Genomic DNA, 16,063 nt, shown 5'->3' with positions numbered 1-16,063 from the left:
CAACTAGATCTTGGTGGATTGCGGCATGCCGAACAATCCAGTCGGCTTCATCCACAGGATGATCAGCAGGATGGTGAAGGCAAACAGGTCGCGGTAGGTGGAGGGGAACACGGTGACCACGCCGACCTCGATGAAACCGAGGAGGAAGCCGCCGTAGAACGCGCCCCGGATGTCGCCGATGCCGCCGACAACCGCCGCGATGAACGCCTTCCAGCCGATGATCATGCCCATGAAGGGTTCGAGGACCGGGTAGGACATGGCGAAGAGCAGCCCTGCCAGCCCGGCGAAGCCGGAACCGAGGATGAAGGTGAAGACGATGATCTGGTCGATGGGGATGCCCATGAGCGGGATGGCGAACTTGTCGTAGGAGATGCCGCGCATGGCCATGCCGATCTTGGTCCTGGTGACGATGAAGTTGAGGAAGGCGAAGACGGCGATGGCGGCGACGATGACGATGACCTTGAGGTTGGTCAGGGTCACGCCGTTGATGTTCCAGATGGCCTTTTCGACGAGTTCGGGGAACTTCAGGCGGCTGGCGCCCAGGACGGCCAGGTTGGAGTACTCGAGGATCAGGCCGCACATGAGCGCGGTGATGACCACGTAGAGCCGGTGCGCGCCCTTGCGCCTGAGCGGCCGGTAGGCGATGCGCTCCAGGGTGACGCCCACGCAGGCGGTCAGGAACATGGTCAGCGGGACCGCGAACAGGAATGTCGCAAAGGGTGACAGACCGAGCGCGGGGCCGAGCAGGAATCCGGCCACGAAAAATGCGATGTAGGCACCGACCATGAAGATGTCGCCATGGGCGAAGTTGATCAGGCGGAGCACGCCGTACACCAGGGTGTAGCCCAACGCGATGAGCGCGTAGAAGCTTCCCCACTGCAGGGCGTTGATGATGTTCTGAATGATGAAGTCCACGATAGCCTTCCTGGGAAAAATCGTTGGCTTTGGGCCGGTATATCCCGTCGGCCCGGTGCGGGTATAAAAGAGCGGGGGCCGTTGGCCCCCGCTCACCTAAGCTTAACTATGCGACGACTTACGGGCAGACGGACTGCTCGAAGACGAACTCGCCCTGGTCGGAGATCTTGACCACGACGGCGCACTTGATCGGGTCGCCCTGTTCGTCGAACTTGGACTTGCCGGTGATACCGTCGAAGGACTTGATGGCGGCCAGGCCGTCACGGATCAGCTGGCGCTCCTTGCGCGGGTTGGAGTCAACCTTGCCCGCGTTCTGGATGCCCTGGATCAGCAGGCCGATGGAGTCCCAGGTCAGAGCGGCGTAGTCGGCGGGGGTGGCGCCGTAGGCCTTCTCGTAACGGTCGATGAAGACCTTGGTGGCACCCGTGGCGCCGGCGGCGGCGTAGTGGGTGGAGAAGAAGTTGCCGTAGCACTGCTCGCCGCAGAGCTTGATCAGGTCGGGGGTACCCCAGGCGTCGGAGCCCATGAAGGGACCGGTGTAGCCGAGGTCACGCGCCTGCTGCACGATCAGAGCGACCTGGTTGTAGTTGTCGGGAACGAAGATGAAGTCCGGGTTGCCCTTGATGACGGTGGTCAGCTGGGCGGAGAAGTCCTGGTCCTTGGTGCCGTGGGACTCGAAGGCCACGACCGGGCCGAGGCCCTTGGCTTCCCAGGCGGCCTTGAAGATCTCGGCCAGGCCCTTGGAGTAGTCGTTGGAGACGTCGAAGATGACCGCAGCGGTCTTGGCGCCGAACTTGGCGGCGGCGAAGTCGGCGGCAACCGGGCCCTGGAACGGATCCAGGAAGGCGGCGCGGAAGACCCAGGGGCGATCCTTGGTGGTGTCGGGGTTGGTGGACCACGGGGTGATCATCGGGGTGCGGTTATCGTTGCAGGTACCACCGGCGGGCACGGCCTGCTTGGAGGAGTTGGGGCCGATGATGGCCACGACTTCTTCCTGCTCGATGAGCTTCAGAGCGGCGTTGACGGCGGATTCGGCCTTGGACTCGTTGTCCATGTAGACGAATTCGAGCATGTACTTCTGACCGCCGACCTCGACGCCGCCGGCGTCATTGATGTCCTTGAGGTACATCTCGGCGGCCTTCTTGGAACCGTCGCCCACCTCGGGGATGTCGCCGGTCAGCGGAAGGTTGAAGCCGATCTTGATGGTGTCGGCGGCCAGGGCCGGGATGACCATCATGGTGCTCAGCACGAAAGCCAGGGCCACCAGGCCCATTTTGCGCAAATTCAGTTTCATTACTCCTCCTCTCAATAGGAATTATGGTTGCTGAAGAAAAAACAGAGTTGATTCATACACCAAAACCATGGTGAGAGGAAGCGGTTTTGCGTAGTACATTTTTGCAAATCGGGTGGTATGGTTGAATAAATTGCGCCGTTCTTGAAAAAATTCGGTCGAAAAATCTTCAAAATATTTTTTTTGACAAAGGAAATTTTTCATTAATGTGATAAATCGGGCGCGCCGGTTGGCCCTGCATCGGGGTATTTCCTAAAAGGGAGAGGATGTTAGGCCGTTTCGGGGCACCAAAAAAGGCCGGTCCCGTAGTCGGGACCGGCCTCTCGGTTCGGTTCGGATTTCCGGCGGCTATGCCTGGCCGGTCTCGTCGTCGGCGCCCTTCTTGGCGGCGGCCCGTTTCAGCTTGGCCTCGGCCTTGGCCATCTCCTCCTCACGCAGGGCGCGGCGCAGGACCTTGCCGACCATGGTCTTGGGCAGGTCGTTGCGGAACTCCACCTGGCGGGGAACCTTGAAGTTGGCCAGTTTCTCGCGACAGAACGAGATGACGTCGCTGCGCGACAGGGTCGCGCCCTCGTGGGGCACGACGAACGCCTTGACGATCTCGCCGCGCGCCTCGTGGGGGATGCCCACGGAAACGGCCTCCTTGATGAGCGGATGGCTGTGCAGGACCTCGTCGATCTCGCGGGGGTAGATGTTGTACCCGCCGGAGATGATCAGGTCCTTCTTGCGGTCCACGATGTAGAAGTAGCCTTCCTCGTCCATGGTGGCGATGTCGCCGGTGTAGAGCCAGCCGTTGCGGAGCACGTCGGCGGTGGCGTCGGGCCGGTTGTAGTATCCCCGCATGACCTGGGGGCCGCGGATGACCAGCTCGCCGCGCTTGCCCGGAGGCAGCGGTTCGCCGCCCACCTCCATGTCCACGATCTTGGCGTCGGTGTCCGGGAAGGGCAGACCGATGGAGCCGTTCTTGCTCTTGCCCACCAGGGGGTTGAAGTGGGTCACGGGCGAGGCCTCGGTCAGCCCGTACCCCTCGGTGATGGCGGTGCCGGAGCGGGCCAGGAACTGCTCCATGTAGTCGACCGGCATGGGCGCGGACCCGGACACGCAGACCTCGATGGACTTGAGGTCGTACTTGTCGATGTCCTTTTGCTGGAGCAGCGAAATATACAGGGACGGCGCGCCCGGAAAGACCGTGGGCTTGAGCTTGTGGATGCCCTTGAGCACGTCCAAGGGGACGTAGCGGGGGAAAGGGGCCAGGGTCGCGCCCAGGCTGGTGGGCCAGGCCAGGCAGGTGGTCAGCCCATATATATGGAAATAGGGCAGGATGCCGAGGAAGGTTTCCTTCTTCTTGCCCAGGGTGTGCATCATGGCGTGGCACTGCTGCATGTTCGCGCCGATGTTGAAATGGGTCAGGATGCACCCCTTGGCCACGCCCGTGGTCCCGCCGGTGTACTGGAGCAGGGCGGTGTCCTCGGCGTCCACGCGTTCCTCGGTGAACGCCCCGTTCCCCTTGGTCAGCTCCTTGAAGGGGCGCACGGCCATGCCGTCATACGGCACCCTGGGCGAGGTGCGGTTCTTCTTGGCCTGCAGGGCGTAGAGCAGGTTCAGGGGGAACTTGAGCCCCTCGCCGATGGTGGTGATGTAGAACCGTTCCACCGGGATGGAATCGCGGAGCTTTTCGAGCTTGGGCCAGAGCAGGTCCAGGGTCAGACAGAAGCGCACCCCCGCGTCGTTGAACTGGTGGATGATCTCCGTCTCCATGTACAGGGGATTGGTCATGACCCCGATGCCCCCGGCGCGGAGCACGCCCCAGAAGGCGATGATGGTCTGGGGCAGGTTGGGGAGCATCAGCGCCACGCGGTCGCCCTTGCGGATGCCGGCGTCGCGGAGGTTGGCGGCGAAAACCTCGCTCTGAGCCTTGAGCTTGGCGTAGGTGATCGACCAGTTGCGGAACACGATGGCCTTGCGCTTGGGCCACTTGTGCGCGGCCCTGTCCAGGAATTTGAACAGCGGGATTTTCTCGTAGTCCAGGGTTGGCGGCACGTCCGGGTCGTAGGACTTGAGCCATGGGCGGTCGATCTGCTCCATCGGGGGTTCCTTTGCAGGGGTTTGGTGTCGAAATTGCCCGCTGAAGGTATAATAGGCGGGTCACGGGGTCAATATGGCTTGTTTCAAACGGTGCGGATCGATTCGTCGGCCCGGAATCGGCACGGATTGCCGGTTTGGGCCCTTCTCCGTCATCGGGGTGGAGCGGGTGAATATCCGCTGCGAAGACGGCGGGTTGGCGTCCGCCGCCGGTCCTCGCCGTCCGGGGCGGGCCGCTGGCAGATTCCTTGCATGATCCCGGGCACCCCCGCTTCGGCGGTAAACATTGCCCCGTGGACAGAAATTGTTCGGTAAGTTAATGATCGAACGGCGGCGAGGGGGCCGGGAAGGAAGGACGAAAAGTCGGAGATTTCCTGCGGAACGCCGAGTTGACAGGGGTATGGGCCGTGCCTAAGGTGGACGATCCGGCAGAACCGGTCCCACTGCGGGCGAATGAATCATTGACCGAGCGAATGACCGAGGCGAGCAGATGTCTGGAAATGCCGAAAACATGGTGACCGGGATGCTGATAACCAACGGGTGCTATCTCAAGCCGAGCAAGAGCACCCGCGTCCTGGCGATCCTGGACGCGCTGTCCCGGGATTCCAGCCTCTCCCAGTTCGAGCTGGGGCGCAGGCTGAACCTGTCGGGCGCCATGGTCAACCAATATCTCAAGCAGTTGCAGCAGGAAGGGCTGGTGGAGTTCCTCCCGGTGAACGGGAAGAGCTACAACTACGCCCTCACCGAGCAGGGACGCCGGTCCCGCCGCCGGATGTTCTCGGACTATTCCTCGGAGACGGTCCGGCTGTATTCCACCATCAAGGCGTTCGTGCTGGACAAGCTGCAACAGCTGGAGGTCGAGGGGAGCCGGGACCTGGCGCTCTTCGGCGCGTCCGAGACCTGCGAGGTGGTGCTGTCCGCCATCAGGGGGACGTCCTTCAAGATCATGGCCCTGCTGGACAACGACACCCGCAAGCAAGGGCAGCTTTTCCACGGCCATGTGGTCTCCGCGCCGCATGTCCTGGGCCAGGTCGATTGCGACGCCGTGGTCATCACCTCCTTCGGCAAGCAGGGCGAGATATACGAGCAGCTCAAGCCCTATGCCGACAGGCGTGGATTCCAAATCGTGAGATTCTGATATGAAACCGATCCAATCCGTCACATTGCGTTCAGGCATCACCATCGGCAAGGGGCATCCCTGCTTCGTGGTCGCCGAAATCGCCAACAACCACCAGGGCGAGTTCGAGATGGCCAAGCGGATGATCGACGAGGCCGCCGCGGCCGGAGTCCAGGCGGTCAAGTTCCAGAAACGGGACAACGAGGCGCTGCTGACCCGCGCGGGCAGGGCTGCGCCCTACACCGGCCCCAACAGTTTCGGTCCGACCTACGGCGAGCACCGCTCCGCCCTGGAGCTGCCCATCGGGCAGATGGCCGAGCTCAAGGCGTACAGCGAGGCGCGCGGGCTGGTCTTTTTCGCCTCGGCCTGGGACGATCCCAGCCTGACGCAGATCCTGGACCTGGACGTGGAGCTGCTCAAGATCAGCTCGGCCGAGCTGGTCAACGTCCCCTTGGTGCGCAAGTACGCCCGCGCCGGAATTCCGATCATCCTGTCCACCGGCATGAGCGGGCTGGAGGACATCGACGTGGCCCTGGGCGAGATCCGCGCCTTCCACGACGACGTGGTGCTGCTGCACTGCAACTCCACCTACCCCTGCCCCGAGGAGCAGATCGGCCTGCCGGTCATGGACGCGCTGCGCGAACGCTATGGGCTGCCGGTGGGCTACTCCGGCCACGAGAAGGGCATCGGTCCCAGCGTGGCCGCCGCAGCCCTGGGCGCGTGCGTGGTGGAGCGCCACTTCACCCTGGACAAGACCCTCAAAGGCACGGACCACCAGGCATCCCTGGAGCCGCACGAGCTGGCCGCCATGGTGACCATGATCCGCGAGGTGGAGAAGGCCGTGCAGGTCAAGGGCAAGGTGGTCTTTCCGGACGAGCAGGCCGCGGCCAAGAAGCTGCGCAAGTGCATCGTCTTCTCCCGCGACCTGCCTGCGGGCCACGTGCTGACCGAGGCCGACCTGACCACCCGCTGCCCGCGCGCGGGCGTCTCCCCGGTCCACTGGGACGAGGTCCTGGGCTCCACCCTGAGCCGCTCCGTCAAACACGAGGAGCCGGTGCAGTGGGATGCCCTGCGCACTCCCGAAGCGGTCTGCGCCGATGCGGCGTCCTCCTGAACCCGGAGGCCCGACGAATTACCGGGACGTCTCGCGAGCCGAGGCGTCCCTTTTTTGTGCGGCGGCTTGGGCAAGAAAATCATTCATCTAATAGGACTGGGCGTGCTAAGTACCGTGATGGCTGCAGAAAGCACTGGAAGGAGGGAAGCATGAGCCAGACCGATATTTTGCTCGAAACCGGCACCAATGAGCTTGAAATAATTGAGTTCTTCGTCAACGAGATGACGCCTTCCGGGGTTGAGAACCATTATTTCGGCGTCAACGTGGCCAAGGTCCTGGAGGTGGTGGAGGCCCCCGAAGGGCTGGAGGGTTCCGAGGCCGCGGCCCATCCCAGCTTTCTGGGGACCATTCCCCTGCGCGATTTGATCCTGCCGGTGGTGGACCTGTCGGTCTGGCTGGACATGGAGCGCGCCAAGGACGTCAACGAGCCGATCATCGTCACCGAGTTCAACGGCATGATCACCGGGTTCCTGGTCTCGGGCGTGACCCAGATTCACCGGGTCAACTGGGCCGACGTGGAGCCGCCCAACAAATATTTTTCCACCATGGACACCAACTGCATCACCGGGACCATCAAGATTCATGAGCATTTCGTGCTGATGTTGGATCTGGAGCAGGTGCTGGCCGACCTGGACGAGTCCGGGCAGACCCAGGCGAACCTGACCACCCTGGTCTCCGAAGAGCGCTACCGGGCGCTGGTGGCCGACGACTCGACCTCGGTCCGGCAGCTCCTGCAGCGCAATTTCTCGGAGGCCAACTTCGAGGTCTCCATGGCCCGCGACGGGGCCGAGGCGTGGAATTTCCTGGAGCGGATCAAGAAAGCCGCCGAGACCGAGGGCAAGAGCCCGCTGGACTTTCTGGACGCCGTGGTCTCGGACGTGGAGATGCCGCAGATGGACGGCTACACCCTGACCCGGCGCATCAAGGAGGACCCGGTCCTCAAGGTCCTTCCCGTGGTACTGTTCTCCTCGCTCATCTCCAAGTCCGTCATCCACAAGGGCAAGGCGGTCATGGCCGACGAGCAGGTGACCAAGCCCGAATTCCACGGCCTGACGGGCAAGGTCATCAACCTGATCCGCAGCTGGGATCGGGGACAGGGCTAGCCGACCACCTCGTCCAGCTGCCTGCGCAGGGTGGAGACGCCGCAGGAGTGGTGCATGTAGACCGGCACATCCTTGCCGCGCAGGGCGTCGAGCACGTCCTTGCGGGCCTTGTGGGACACCTTGTTGGTGAACATGACCACGAAGTCCACCTCGCCCAACGCCTTGGAAATCTTCCGCTCCTTGCCGGTGAAGTGCTTGAGCTTGATCCCGTTGCGCTTGGCTTCGGTCACGTATTCCTGTTTCAGCCTGTCCATTCCGCCGATGAGTGCTGCGCACATGATGGTCCTCTCTCTTGTTGAAATTGAAAATCGTTATCAATAAATACAGAGAAGGATGGGGGCTGTCAACACTCGCCCGGATATTTCCGGTAAAGGCGCACAGCCCGTTCGATTTGCTGATTATTTCTTGAGCGCCTTGCCTTCGTGCCAGGCCCGGCCCACCTGTTCGCCCACCGCCCAGTACCGGTTGTCCGGCATGGTCAGGGTGAAGGGGCGGACCTTTTCCACGTCCACCCGTCCGTCGGTCAGGAACCGCTCCTCGGTCCAGGCGGCCGCCACCTCGCCGAGAAACAGGGTGTCGTGGCTCAGGGCAACGTGTTGCACCAGGCGCAGCTCCAGCGCCAGGGGGCACTCCCGGATGAGCGGGACGTCCTTCAGTTCCCCGTAGTGGACGTCGAACAGGGCGGACTTGTCCGTCCGGTTTCCCGACACCAGGCCCGCGTAGTCGGTCTTGGCGACCAGGTCCACGGACGGGATGTTGATGGAATACCGGCCCGTTTCCATGATGGCCCGATGGCTGGCGTGGCCCTGGTTGACCGCCATGGCCATGACGCACGGCTCGTAGTTGGCCTGCGTGACCCAGGCCATGGCCATGAAGTTGGGCTTGCCGTCGAGGATGGTGCCGAGGATGACCTGCGGCGCGGGCAGGAGGAACGCGCTGTTGCCGATGTTGATCCGGTTCGTCATGTCGCCGCTCCTTGTTGGGGGTTGTTCGAACTGTTTATTCAGCCGGTTCCCAGGATTCGCCCTCGGGGTCGGCTTCGGGCAGGGAGCACGGTTCGGTTTCCACCACGCGGTTGCCCTGGCCCTTGTCGATAAGCGACGGAACGCTGCCGACCACCACGTTGACCTTGCCGCCCAGCAGCGCCTGGCCCCGGCTCCCGGTGAACAGCCCCAGGTCGGTCCAGGCGAAGGTGTTGGCCGTGGCCGACAGGGCTTCGAACGGGTAGCAGTACAGGGCGTAATTGGCCTTGCCGCGCACCCGGTTGTTGGCGAAGAACCCGCGCGAGCCGGTCTGGACGATGCCGCGCGCGCCGTCGCCACCGGCCATGATCACGTCGTTGCAGGTGACGACCAGGTCGTTGGCGTAGAGCAGCAGCCCCGTGGAGTTCTCGCCGCGCCCCTCGATGCGGTTTCCGGTGATGGAAATCCGGTTGTTGCGGCCAAAATCGACGCCGCCGGTGGTGTCGAAATACCAACCTGCGACTATTCCATTGGGGCCGAACTTGTGGGGATACTCGATTCCCTCGTCGTCCGTGGCGATACGGTTGCCCCGGATCACGATGGTCCCCCGGCCCTTGCCGTCCAGCGCGTTGTCCAGGACCTCGATGCCGTTGCGCGAGGCGCGGGTCACGATGTTGTCGCGGACGGTCATCTCCGCGCCCGTGGTCCAGTCCGCCAGCACGCCGAACCCGGCTACCATGTCCGGATGGTCGTTGATCATGTAGAACCGGTTCTCGGCGATGAGCAGGGTGCCGGTTACCGCGCCCTTGAGCGGCTCCTTGGGATGCACCAGCCGGTTGCCGATCACGATCCCGGCCTGGACCGACAGCTTGTCGCCGTCGTTCCACTCGATGGCCGATTCCTGCGGGATCACGTTCTCCACCTCGCAGCCCACGACCTCCAGGCCGCCCGCATGGGCGAAATGCAGCGGCGTCCCCCTGGCCCCGTCAAAATGCAGGGAGCGCACCGCGATGATCGGCCCGGTCCCAGCCGGGGGCGCATCGTCGTGGGGCAGCGGCGCGTACAGGGTCCAGGAACCGCCGTTGATGGTCGTCAGCGGTTGGCCCGAGCCGTCCGCCTGGCCCAGGATGCGCACGTTCCTGGTGATCTTGACCCGCCCCTCGGCTCCGAAGTCGAAGGTGCCGCGCAGGTGGACCGTGCCGCCCTTGTCCAAGGCGACCTGCACATTGGCCACATCCTGGGCCGGGTCGCCCGTGCCCGTGACCAATCCCTCCACGGCCAGGGCCGGGGCCGCGGTGCACAGCAGCGCCAGAATCAGGAAAGAAACTAGGTATCTCATGGATATGGCTTTACCCGTTTTGATGGACGCCTGTAAACCCGGACTCAATATCCCTGCCGGAATTCCGAGGTCCGGCGGCCCGCCTCGCGGAAATTCCGGTCGCGCGCATTGGTCCTGTCCTGCTCCTGCACCGCGCGGGCCACGGCCTCGCACGCCGCGCCGAGGTCCGCACCGCCCGACCGGATCAGCCGGACCTGCTCCTTCAGCGCCCGCTCCACCACGCGCTGGCCCGCCCACGAAGGATACCCGGACCACAACTCCGCCGCCTCATCCGCACGTCCCAGCTGCGCCGCCGCATAGCCCGCGTTCAAAAACGCGTCCGGTATCTCCTTGCGCGACAGGCACTCCCGAAGCACCCGCAGCCCGTCCTCGTCCCGGCCAATGCGTACGTAACACACGCCCGCCATGACCAGGTGCGAAGGCCGAACCCCCGCGCCCGTCACGGGTTCGGCTTCGAAATGCTCGTCGAACGCCGCCGCGCCCTCAAGGAAATACTCCCGCGCCTTGCCGAAATCGCCCCGCGACTCCGCCGCCCGGCCTCGCTCGAAATGCTTCTCGCCCCTGCGGTAGGGCTTCACCAGCTTGGAAAATATGGACATGGGCCGACTGTAGCCGTTTGCGGAGTGCAGGACAACTATCGGGTGATGGGGGATGCCTCCGGCGGGGCCTCGCCGGCCGGGCGTCTCCGACGGCCAGGGAACCCTTTGAAAAGGGTTCCCTGGACCCTCCCAAACTTTTTGTCGCTCGCTTCGCTCGGGGCCGTGCGAAGGCGGGATGGCGAGTGTTGGGTTGGGGATGGAGGCGGGGAGAAGTCTGGCTTGGCGGCAGGAGGGGCGGGTAGCGGGGAAGCGGTGTCCCGGAGTGTTCGCGCGGCCCGTTTACGGCGCGCGGATAACCGGCCCGCGCGAACCCTCCGGGACGGTTACCCACGCCGCCGGGCGGTTTGGTGGACAAGGGATTATGCAAGGGCGGCGTATTGAAACATGGGGTGAAGAGAGTCGTTATTTCTCTGTCAGCCCAACCTCGCGCAGCGACCCAAAAAGTTTGGGAAAAGGAGGGGATGGGGGGCCGGGGGAAGGGGAGGAAACAACCCTTTTCAAAGGGTTTTTCCTCCCCTTCCCCCGGCCGCCGGAGGCATCCCTAAAAAAAGACCCGGCCGGGCGCGCGGGGCGTCCGGCCGGATCGGGGGTATGGGTAAGGGCTCGTTTTAGTCTTCGGGCACGAAGTCGGAGATGGCGCACTCGGTGGTCAGCAGCATGCTGGACACGGAGGCGGCGTTCTGCAGGGCGATGCGGGTGACCTTTTTGGGGTCGATGACGCCGTCGGCCACGAGGTTGGTGAACTCGCCGGTGGCGGCGTTGAAGCCGTTGTTGCCCTTGAGGGCCTTGACCTTCTCGACGATGACGGTGCCTTCCAGGCCGCAGTTGTTGGCGATCTGGCGCAGGGGTTCTTCCACGGCGCGGGCGATGATGTTGATGCCCGCCTGGATGGTGTCGTCGTCGGAGGTGAGGTTCTTGAGGACCTTGCCCGCGCGCACCAGGGCGGTGCCGCCGCCGGGGACGATGCCCTCGTCGACGGCGGCGCGGGTGGCGTTCAGGGCGTCTTCCACGCGGTCCTTGCGCTCCTTCATCTCGATCTCGGTGGGCGCGCCGACCTTGACCACGGCAACGCCGCCGACCAGCTTGGCGAGGCGCTCCTGGAGCTTTTCGCGGTCGTAGTCGCTGGTGGAGTTCTTGGCCATGTTGGCGATCTCGTCGCAGCGGGCCTTGATGGCCTTCTTGTCACCGGCGCCGTCGACGATGAGGGTGTTGCCCTTGTCCACCACGACCTTCTTGGCGGTGCCGAAGTGCTCGGGGCGGATGGACTCCAGGGTCACGGCGGTGTCTTCGGAAACCGGGGTCGCGCCGGTCATGATGCCGATGTCGCGGACCATTTCCTTGCGGCGGTCGCCGAAGCCGGGGGCCTTGACGGCGCAGACCTTGAGGGCGCCGCGCATGGCGTTGATGGTCAGGCCTGCCAGGGCGTCGTTCTCGACGGTCTCGGCGATGATCAGCAGCGGGCGTCCGGCCTTGGCCACGGCTTCGAGGATGGGCACCAGCGGCTTGATGTTGGAGATCTTGTTCTCGGCCAGGAGGATGAACGGATTCTCGAAGGTCGCGGTCTGGTCCTTCTGGTTGTTGACGAAATAGGGGGAGAGGTAGCCGTTGTCCCACTGCATGCCTTCGACCACGTTCAGCTCGGTGGTCAGCCCCTGGGATTCCTCGACGGTGATGACGCCGTTGTCGCCGACCTTGTCCACGGCCTCGGCCAGGATCTCGCCGATGGTCGGGTCGTTGTTGGCGGAGATGGCGCCGACCTGGGCGATCTCGGAGGTCTTCTTGACCGGCTTGGCCATCTTGTCGAGTTCCTCGACCACGGCGGCCACGGCCATGTCGATGCCGAGCTTGATGCCCATGGGGTTGCGGCCGGCGGCGAGCAGCTTGACGCCCTCGTTGAACACGGCCTGGGCCAGGATGGTGGCGGTGGTGGTGCCGTCGCCGGCGATGTCGTTGGTCTTTTTGGCCACTTCCTTGACCATCTGGGCGCCCATGTTTTCGAGCTTGTCCTCGAGGTCGATCTTCTCGGCCACGGTGACGCCGTCCTTGGTCACCTGGGGAGCGCCCCAGGTCTTTTCGAGCATGACGTTGCGGCCCTTGGGTCCGAGGGTGACCTTCACGGCGTCGGCCAGGATGTTCACGCCGCGCTGCATGCCCTCGCGGGCCACCGCTTTGTAATCGATAGATTTAGACATGTTCCGTATCCCTTGAAATTTGATTGTCGGTTGTTACTGTCTTGGATCGCTCTTGGAAAAACCGTCCAGAAAGGTTCGAGTGCGAGGCGCAAAAAGGAATCAAGGCCGAAGCGTAGTCTTCCTACGCGAGGGTTTGATTCCTTTGCAGCAACGAAGCAATCGGGCCTTTATGGGCGGTTTTAGGCGAAGACTCCGAGGATGTCGTCCTCGCGCATGATAATCAGTTCGTCGCCGTCCATGGAGAACTCGCTTCCGGCGTACTTGGCGAACAGGACGATGTCGCCGTCCTTGACGGTCTTGCATTCGGGACCGGCGGCCATGATCACGCCGTTCTGCGGCTTTTCCTTGGCGGAATCAGGAATGTAGATGCCCCCGGCGGTCTTGGTCTCTTCCTCTTTCCTCTTGACGATAACGCGGTCGTTGAGCGGTTTCAAACCCATGAAAATGTCTCCTTATGATCTCTTCGCCGCAGGGATCGCGGCGTGTTTTTCGACTGGGGCAACAGATAAGTACGGTTTGGGTGGTGTCAACAGGCCCGGCCCATATTTTTCACGCCCGTCGCCGGGGTGCGGTTGAAATCCGGGGCAAAGCGCGGTAACCATGTATTGGTCAAGAAAATCAAATAGGAATGGAAAACGGGAAAGGTGAAGGATGAAATCCGCTTCACAACGGCTGGTGGTTGTTTCAAACCGCCTTCCGGTCGCTCTTGTCAAGGACGAGAACGGCTGGCAGGTGAAACAGGGCTCGGGCGGGCTGGTAACGGCCATGGCCCCGGTGCTCAAGAACCGGGGCGGGGTCTGGATAGGCTGGTCCGGCGCGCCCGCTGACGCGGACCCGGCGGATGGTCCGGACGCGGACATGGACCGGCTGTTCGACGACTTCACGGACGAGGCCGGGTACGAGCTGTGCACCGTGCCCCTGACCCAGGCGGAGGTGGACGGCTACTACTTCGGGTTCTCCAACGAGATCATCTGGCCCCTGTTCCATGACCTGCAAAGCCGCTGCCGGTTTCATCCCCGCTACTGGCGCTCCTACCTGGACGTGAATTTCAAGTTCGCCGAGGCCGTGGCCCGCAGGTCCACCCCGGACGACTACATCTGGATTCAGGACTACCACCTGATGCACCAGGCGTTCTTCCTCAAGTCCATGGGGGTCAGGCGCAACACCGGCTTCTTCCTGCACATCCCCTTCCCGCCGCCGGACATCTTCATGAAGCTGCCTTGGCGGGCCAAGCTCATCCAGGCGCTCACCGAGTTCGACCTGGTGGGATTCCAGACGGTCCAGGACCGGCGCAACTTCGTGAGCTCCCTGCACCGGCTCATGCCCGAGGCCAAGGTCGAGGGGCGCGGCGCGGTGGTCACCGTGAACATGGGCAACCGCAGCTTCCGGGCCGGGGCGTTCCCCATCTCCATCGATTTCGCCCAGTTCTCCAAGATGGCCGCGCAGCCGGACGTGCTGCAGAAGGCCGCCGAACTGAAGGAGGCGCTCCGGCACCGTCAGATCATCCTCGGCGTGGACCGTCTGGACTATACCAAGGGGATTCCGGAGCGCATCCGCTCCATCCAGACCCTGCTCCGGCGCTATCCCGACCTGCACGGCAAGGTGAACTTCATCCAGATCGCGGTCCCGAGCCGCGAGGAGGTGGACGAATACAAGGAGCTGCGCACCGAGATCGAGCAGTTGGTGGGGCGGGTCAACGGCGAGTTCTCCATCCCCGGCTGGGTTCCGGTGCACTATCACTACCGGAACCTGCCCCACGACGAGCTGGTGGGCTATTACGCGGCAGCGGACGTGGGGCTGGTCACGCCGCTGCGCGACGGCATGAATCTGGTGGCCAAGGAGTATTGCGCCTGCAACAACAAGGGCGACGGGGTGCTGGTCCTGAGCGAGTTCGCCGGGGCCGCGGCCCAGCTCCAGCGGCACGCCTACCTGGTCAATCCCTACGACATGGAGGGCATCGCCAAGGCGTTGCACCGCGCCCTGCACTGGGAGCCGGAAGAGCGCAAGATCCACATGGCCAAGCTGCGGGAGCAGATCCGGCGCAACAACATCTTCCGATGGGTGGATTCCTTCCTGCGCGCGGGCATCGCCAAGTCACTGGTGGACTTCCCGGAGATGGAGACCGTGCAGTTCGATCGAGCCTAGTAGGAGAACGGGTACTTCCTGCCGTCCTTTTCGTAGTTTTTCTGCTTGTCGAAGTTGAACCCGTCCAGGCTGATCCTGTCCGAGTCCTTTCGCCGCCGCCTGCACATCAGCAGAACGGCAATGGCGCCTGCCAGGAAGGAGAGGGAACCGATGATGATATATGTGACCATGATGACCTTGCTGTGTTGCGAATGTGGTTTCGGGGGCGCGGCTGCCTCCCGGAATCGTCGAATGATCCAAGAATAGGGCGAGCCGGGGGCCATTTCAACAAAAACCGGTGGATTTTTGTCGTCAAAGGGTGGCGGACATCGGTCTTTGCTTTCGCGTCCCCCTGGGCTAGGGTGGGACCATGCTGATTCTCAAGTGTGCCGACTGCCGCCGCAAGCTGTGGAAGTATTACAAGATCGGGCCGGGCGAAGTGCACCGCTGCCACAAGGACCGGATCAGGAAGGTCTGGAACATGGAGGAGCGGGACGGCAAGGTTTTCTGCCCCTGCGGCCGGGCCGTGGGCATCGACCGGGGGAGCTACTACACCATGGACAAGAAGGCGTTCACCTACAAGGGGACCAAGACCAACGGTTGACAGCCGGGTTCCCTTTCGGAAAAAATGTCGATATACCAGCGGTGAAACCCCTGAACCCAAGGAGTCCGGTTTTGAAGCGCTTACTCGTTGTCGCCCTTATGCTGGCGTGGGCCGTGACGGCTCAGGCCGCCACCGAAGACTGCAAGGCCATTCCCTGGGGAGCGCCCATCTCCGCGGTCGAGTCCATCACCTATTCCCACAGCGTGGCCGGGGTGAAGTACTACACGGTCACCAAGACCGAGCCGTGCGGCGTGTTCAAGATCCAGGGGGCCAACGTCACCTATGGGTTCCTGGACGGCAAGCTCTACACCGTGCTGGTGGAGATCGCCAAGGCCCAGGACGTGAAGCAGGTGGTCGCCACCCTCATGGATTCCTACGGGCTGCCGGACCACAAGAAGTCCGACGGCTGGGACGAGTACCGCTGGGAGACCGACGAGCTGAAGATCAAGCTCAAGAGCCAGTTCGCCACGGACCGGATCAAGATCGGCATGTACTACAAGCCGCTGATCCCCAAGGAATAGCGCCGCGCCGTCCGCGTTTGTTTCTGGCCGTCCCTTGTGGGCGGCCTTTTTTTCGCGACATTGCCTTTCCCGATCCGGGACTTATCCTCATGCGTGGAGG

The 16,063-nt window shown here is 63.2% G+C and carries 16 protein-coding genes; 6 read left to right on the top strand and 10 right to left on the bottom strand.

All coding sequences use genetic code 11. The features are described 5' to 3' along the window. Positions 1-3: 3 nt before the first annotated feature. The 3 genes from AWY79_RS17805 to AWY79_RS17795 form a co-directional block, all read right to left on the bottom strand. Entirely contained in the window at positions 4-915 is a 912-nt protein-coding gene (locus AWY79_RS17805; RefSeq protein WP_066806800.1) for a branched-chain amino acid ABC transporter permease, read from the bottom strand. Positions 916-1,033: 118 nt separating this feature from the next. Continuing rightward, positions 1,034-2,152 carry an ABC transporter substrate-binding protein gene (locus tag AWY79_RS17800; protein WP_418055047.1) on the bottom strand — a complete coding sequence of 373 codons (1,119 nt, stop codon included), beginning with the start codon at positions 2,150-2,152 and terminating at the stop codon, positions 1,034-1,036. Between the two features lie 402 nt (positions 2,153-2,554). Next, positions 2,555-4,291 (bottom strand): long-chain-fatty-acid--CoA ligase, encoded by a 1,737-nt coding sequence (locus tag AWY79_RS17795; protein WP_066806799.1) that lies wholly within the window; start codon positions 4,289-4,291, stop codon positions 2,555-2,557. Positions 4,292-4,811: 520 nt separating this feature from the next. Here AWY79_RS17795 and AWY79_RS17790 point away from each other — a divergent pair. The 3 genes from AWY79_RS17790 (at position 4,812) to AWY79_RS17780 (ending at position 7,622) form a co-directional block, all read left to right on the top strand. Continuing rightward, a complete protein-coding gene (locus tag AWY79_RS17790) occupies positions 4,812-5,426 on the top strand; it encodes a winged helix-turn-helix transcriptional regulator (RefSeq protein ID WP_233490958.1) in 615 nt (204 codons plus the stop codon). Between the two features lies 1 nt (position 5,427). Then, positions 5,428-6,519, top strand: a complete 1,092-nt coding sequence (locus AWY79_RS17785; RefSeq protein WP_066806797.1) for an N-acetylneuraminate synthase family protein — start codon at positions 5,428-5,430, stop codon at positions 6,517-6,519. Positions 6,520-6,668: 149 nt separating this feature from the next. Beyond that, positions 6,669-7,622 (top strand): chemotaxis protein, encoded by a 954-nt coding sequence (locus AWY79_RS17780; RefSeq protein ID WP_066806796.1) that lies wholly within the window; start codon positions 6,669-6,671, stop codon positions 7,620-7,622. Here AWY79_RS17780 and AWY79_RS17775 read toward each other — a convergent pair. From AWY79_RS17775 to AWY79_RS17750, 6 genes are all read right to left on the bottom strand, one after another. Then, on the bottom strand, positions 7,619-7,900 hold the full coding sequence (locus AWY79_RS17775; protein ID WP_066806794.1) for a DUF2325 domain-containing protein: 282 nt from the start codon (positions 7,898-7,900) through the stop codon (positions 7,619-7,621). The genes AWY79_RS17780 and AWY79_RS17775 overlap by 4 nt on opposite strands. A 120-nt stretch (positions 7,901-8,020) precedes the next feature. Next, complete coding sequence (locus tag AWY79_RS17770) at positions 8,021-8,587, bottom strand: flavin reductase family protein (RefSeq protein WP_066806792.1); 567 nt, start codon at positions 8,585-8,587, stop codon at positions 8,021-8,023. 34 nt (positions 8,588-8,621) lie between these two features. Next, positions 8,622-9,923 (bottom strand): right-handed parallel beta-helix repeat-containing protein, encoded by a 1,302-nt coding sequence (locus tag AWY79_RS17765; RefSeq protein ID WP_066806790.1) that lies wholly within the window; start codon positions 9,921-9,923, stop codon positions 8,622-8,624. A gap of 44 nt (positions 9,924-9,967) precedes the next feature. Next, positions 9,968-10,522 carry a tetratricopeptide repeat protein gene (locus tag AWY79_RS17760; RefSeq protein ID WP_066806788.1) on the bottom strand — a complete coding sequence of 185 codons (555 nt, stop codon included), beginning with the start codon at positions 10,520-10,522 and terminating at the stop codon, positions 9,968-9,970. A 608-nt stretch (positions 10,523-11,130) separates the two neighbouring features. Next, positions 11,131-12,714 (bottom strand): chaperonin GroEL, encoded by a 1,584-nt coding sequence (groL, locus tag AWY79_RS17755; RefSeq protein WP_066806786.1) that lies wholly within the window; start codon positions 12,712-12,714, stop codon positions 11,131-11,133. Between the two features lie 179 nt (positions 12,715-12,893). Next, a complete protein-coding gene (locus AWY79_RS17750; protein ID WP_066806784.1) occupies positions 12,894-13,154 on the bottom strand; it encodes a co-chaperone GroES in 261 nt (86 codons plus the stop codon). Between the two features lie 211 nt (positions 13,155-13,365). Between AWY79_RS17750 and AWY79_RS17745 the strand changes: the two genes are divergently transcribed. Then, on the top strand, positions 13,366-14,859 hold the full coding sequence (locus AWY79_RS17745; protein WP_066806782.1) for an alpha,alpha-trehalose-phosphate synthase (UDP-forming): 1,494 nt from the start codon (positions 13,366-13,368) through the stop codon (positions 14,857-14,859). Here AWY79_RS17745 and AWY79_RS19060 read toward each other — a convergent pair. Beyond that, positions 14,856-15,029, bottom strand: a complete 174-nt coding sequence (locus AWY79_RS19060; protein WP_158509911.1) for a hypothetical protein — start codon at positions 15,027-15,029, stop codon at positions 14,856-14,858. The genes AWY79_RS17745 and AWY79_RS19060 overlap by 4 nt on opposite strands. Positions 15,030-15,208: 179 nt before the next feature. On the opposite strand from AWY79_RS19060, the gene AWY79_RS17740 reads away from it, so the two are divergent. Together AWY79_RS17740 and AWY79_RS17735 are read left to right on the top strand one after the other, a co-directional pair. Then, a complete protein-coding gene (locus tag AWY79_RS17740; RefSeq protein WP_066806780.1) occupies positions 15,209-15,442 on the top strand; it encodes a hypothetical protein in 234 nt (77 codons plus the stop codon). A 71-nt stretch (positions 15,443-15,513) separates the two neighbouring features. Further along, the gene (locus AWY79_RS17735) at positions 15,514-15,963 is read left to right on the top strand and encodes a hypothetical protein (RefSeq protein WP_233490957.1); all 450 of its coding nucleotides are present in this window, start codon (positions 15,514-15,516) and stop codon (positions 15,961-15,963) included. Positions 15,964-16,063 lie beyond the last annotated feature (100 nt).

It is taken from the genome of Pseudodesulfovibrio indicus (genome assembly GCF_001563225.1).
Lineage (GTDB): Bacteria > Desulfobacterota > Desulfovibrionia > Desulfovibrionales > Desulfovibrionaceae > Pseudodesulfovibrio > Pseudodesulfovibrio indicus.
The sequence above is the reverse complement of the archived record's forward strand: the minus strand, read 5'-3'. Positions and strand labels throughout refer to the sequence as shown.

Coding starts and splice junctions, on each gene's coding strand:
- groL (WP_066806786.1), bottom strand. CDS start 12,714: ATGTCTAAATCTATCGATTACAAAGCGGTGGCCCGCGAGGGCATGCAG.
- AWY79_RS17785 (WP_066806797.1), top strand. CDS start 5,428: ATGAAACCGATCCAATCCGTCACATTGCGTTCAGGCATCACCATCGGC.
- AWY79_RS17780 (WP_066806796.1), top strand. CDS start 6,669: ATGAGCCAGACCGATATTTTGCTCGAAACCGGCACCAATGAGCTTGAA.
- AWY79_RS17750 (WP_066806784.1), bottom strand. CDS start 13,154: ATGGGTTTGAAACCGCTCAACGACCGCGTTATCGTCAAGAGGAAAGAG.
- AWY79_RS17745 (WP_066806782.1), top strand. CDS start 13,366: ATGAAATCCGCTTCACAACGGCTGGTGGTTGTTTCAAACCGCCTTCCG.
- AWY79_RS17800 (WP_418055047.1), bottom strand. CDS start 2,152: ATGATGGTCATCCCGGCCCTGGCCGCCGACACCATCAAGATCGGCTTC.
- AWY79_RS17790 (WP_233490958.1), top strand. CDS start 4,812: ATGCTGATAACCAACGGGTGCTATCTCAAGCCGAGCAAGAGCACCCGC.
- AWY79_RS17775 (WP_066806794.1), bottom strand. CDS start 7,900: ATGTGCGCAGCACTCATCGGCGGAATGGACAGGCTGAAACAGGAATAC.
- AWY79_RS17765 (WP_066806790.1), bottom strand. CDS start 9,923: ATGAGATACCTAGTTTCTTTCCTGATTCTGGCGCTGCTGTGCACCGCG.
- AWY79_RS17760 (WP_066806788.1), bottom strand. CDS start 10,522: ATGTCCATATTTTCCAAGCTGGTGAAGCCCTACCGCAGGGGCGAGAAG.
- AWY79_RS19060 (WP_158509911.1), bottom strand. CDS start 15,029: ATGGTCACATATATCATCATCGGTTCCCTCTCCTTCCTGGCAGGCGCC.
- AWY79_RS17740 (WP_066806780.1), top strand. CDS start 15,209: ATGCTGATTCTCAAGTGTGCCGACTGCCGCCGCAAGCTGTGGAAGTAT.
- AWY79_RS17770 (WP_066806792.1), bottom strand. CDS start 8,587: ATGACGAACCGGATCAACATCGGCAACAGCGCGTTCCTCCTGCCCGCG.
- AWY79_RS17795 (WP_066806799.1), bottom strand. CDS start 4,291: ATGGAGCAGATCGACCGCCCATGGCTCAAGTCCTACGACCCGGACGTG.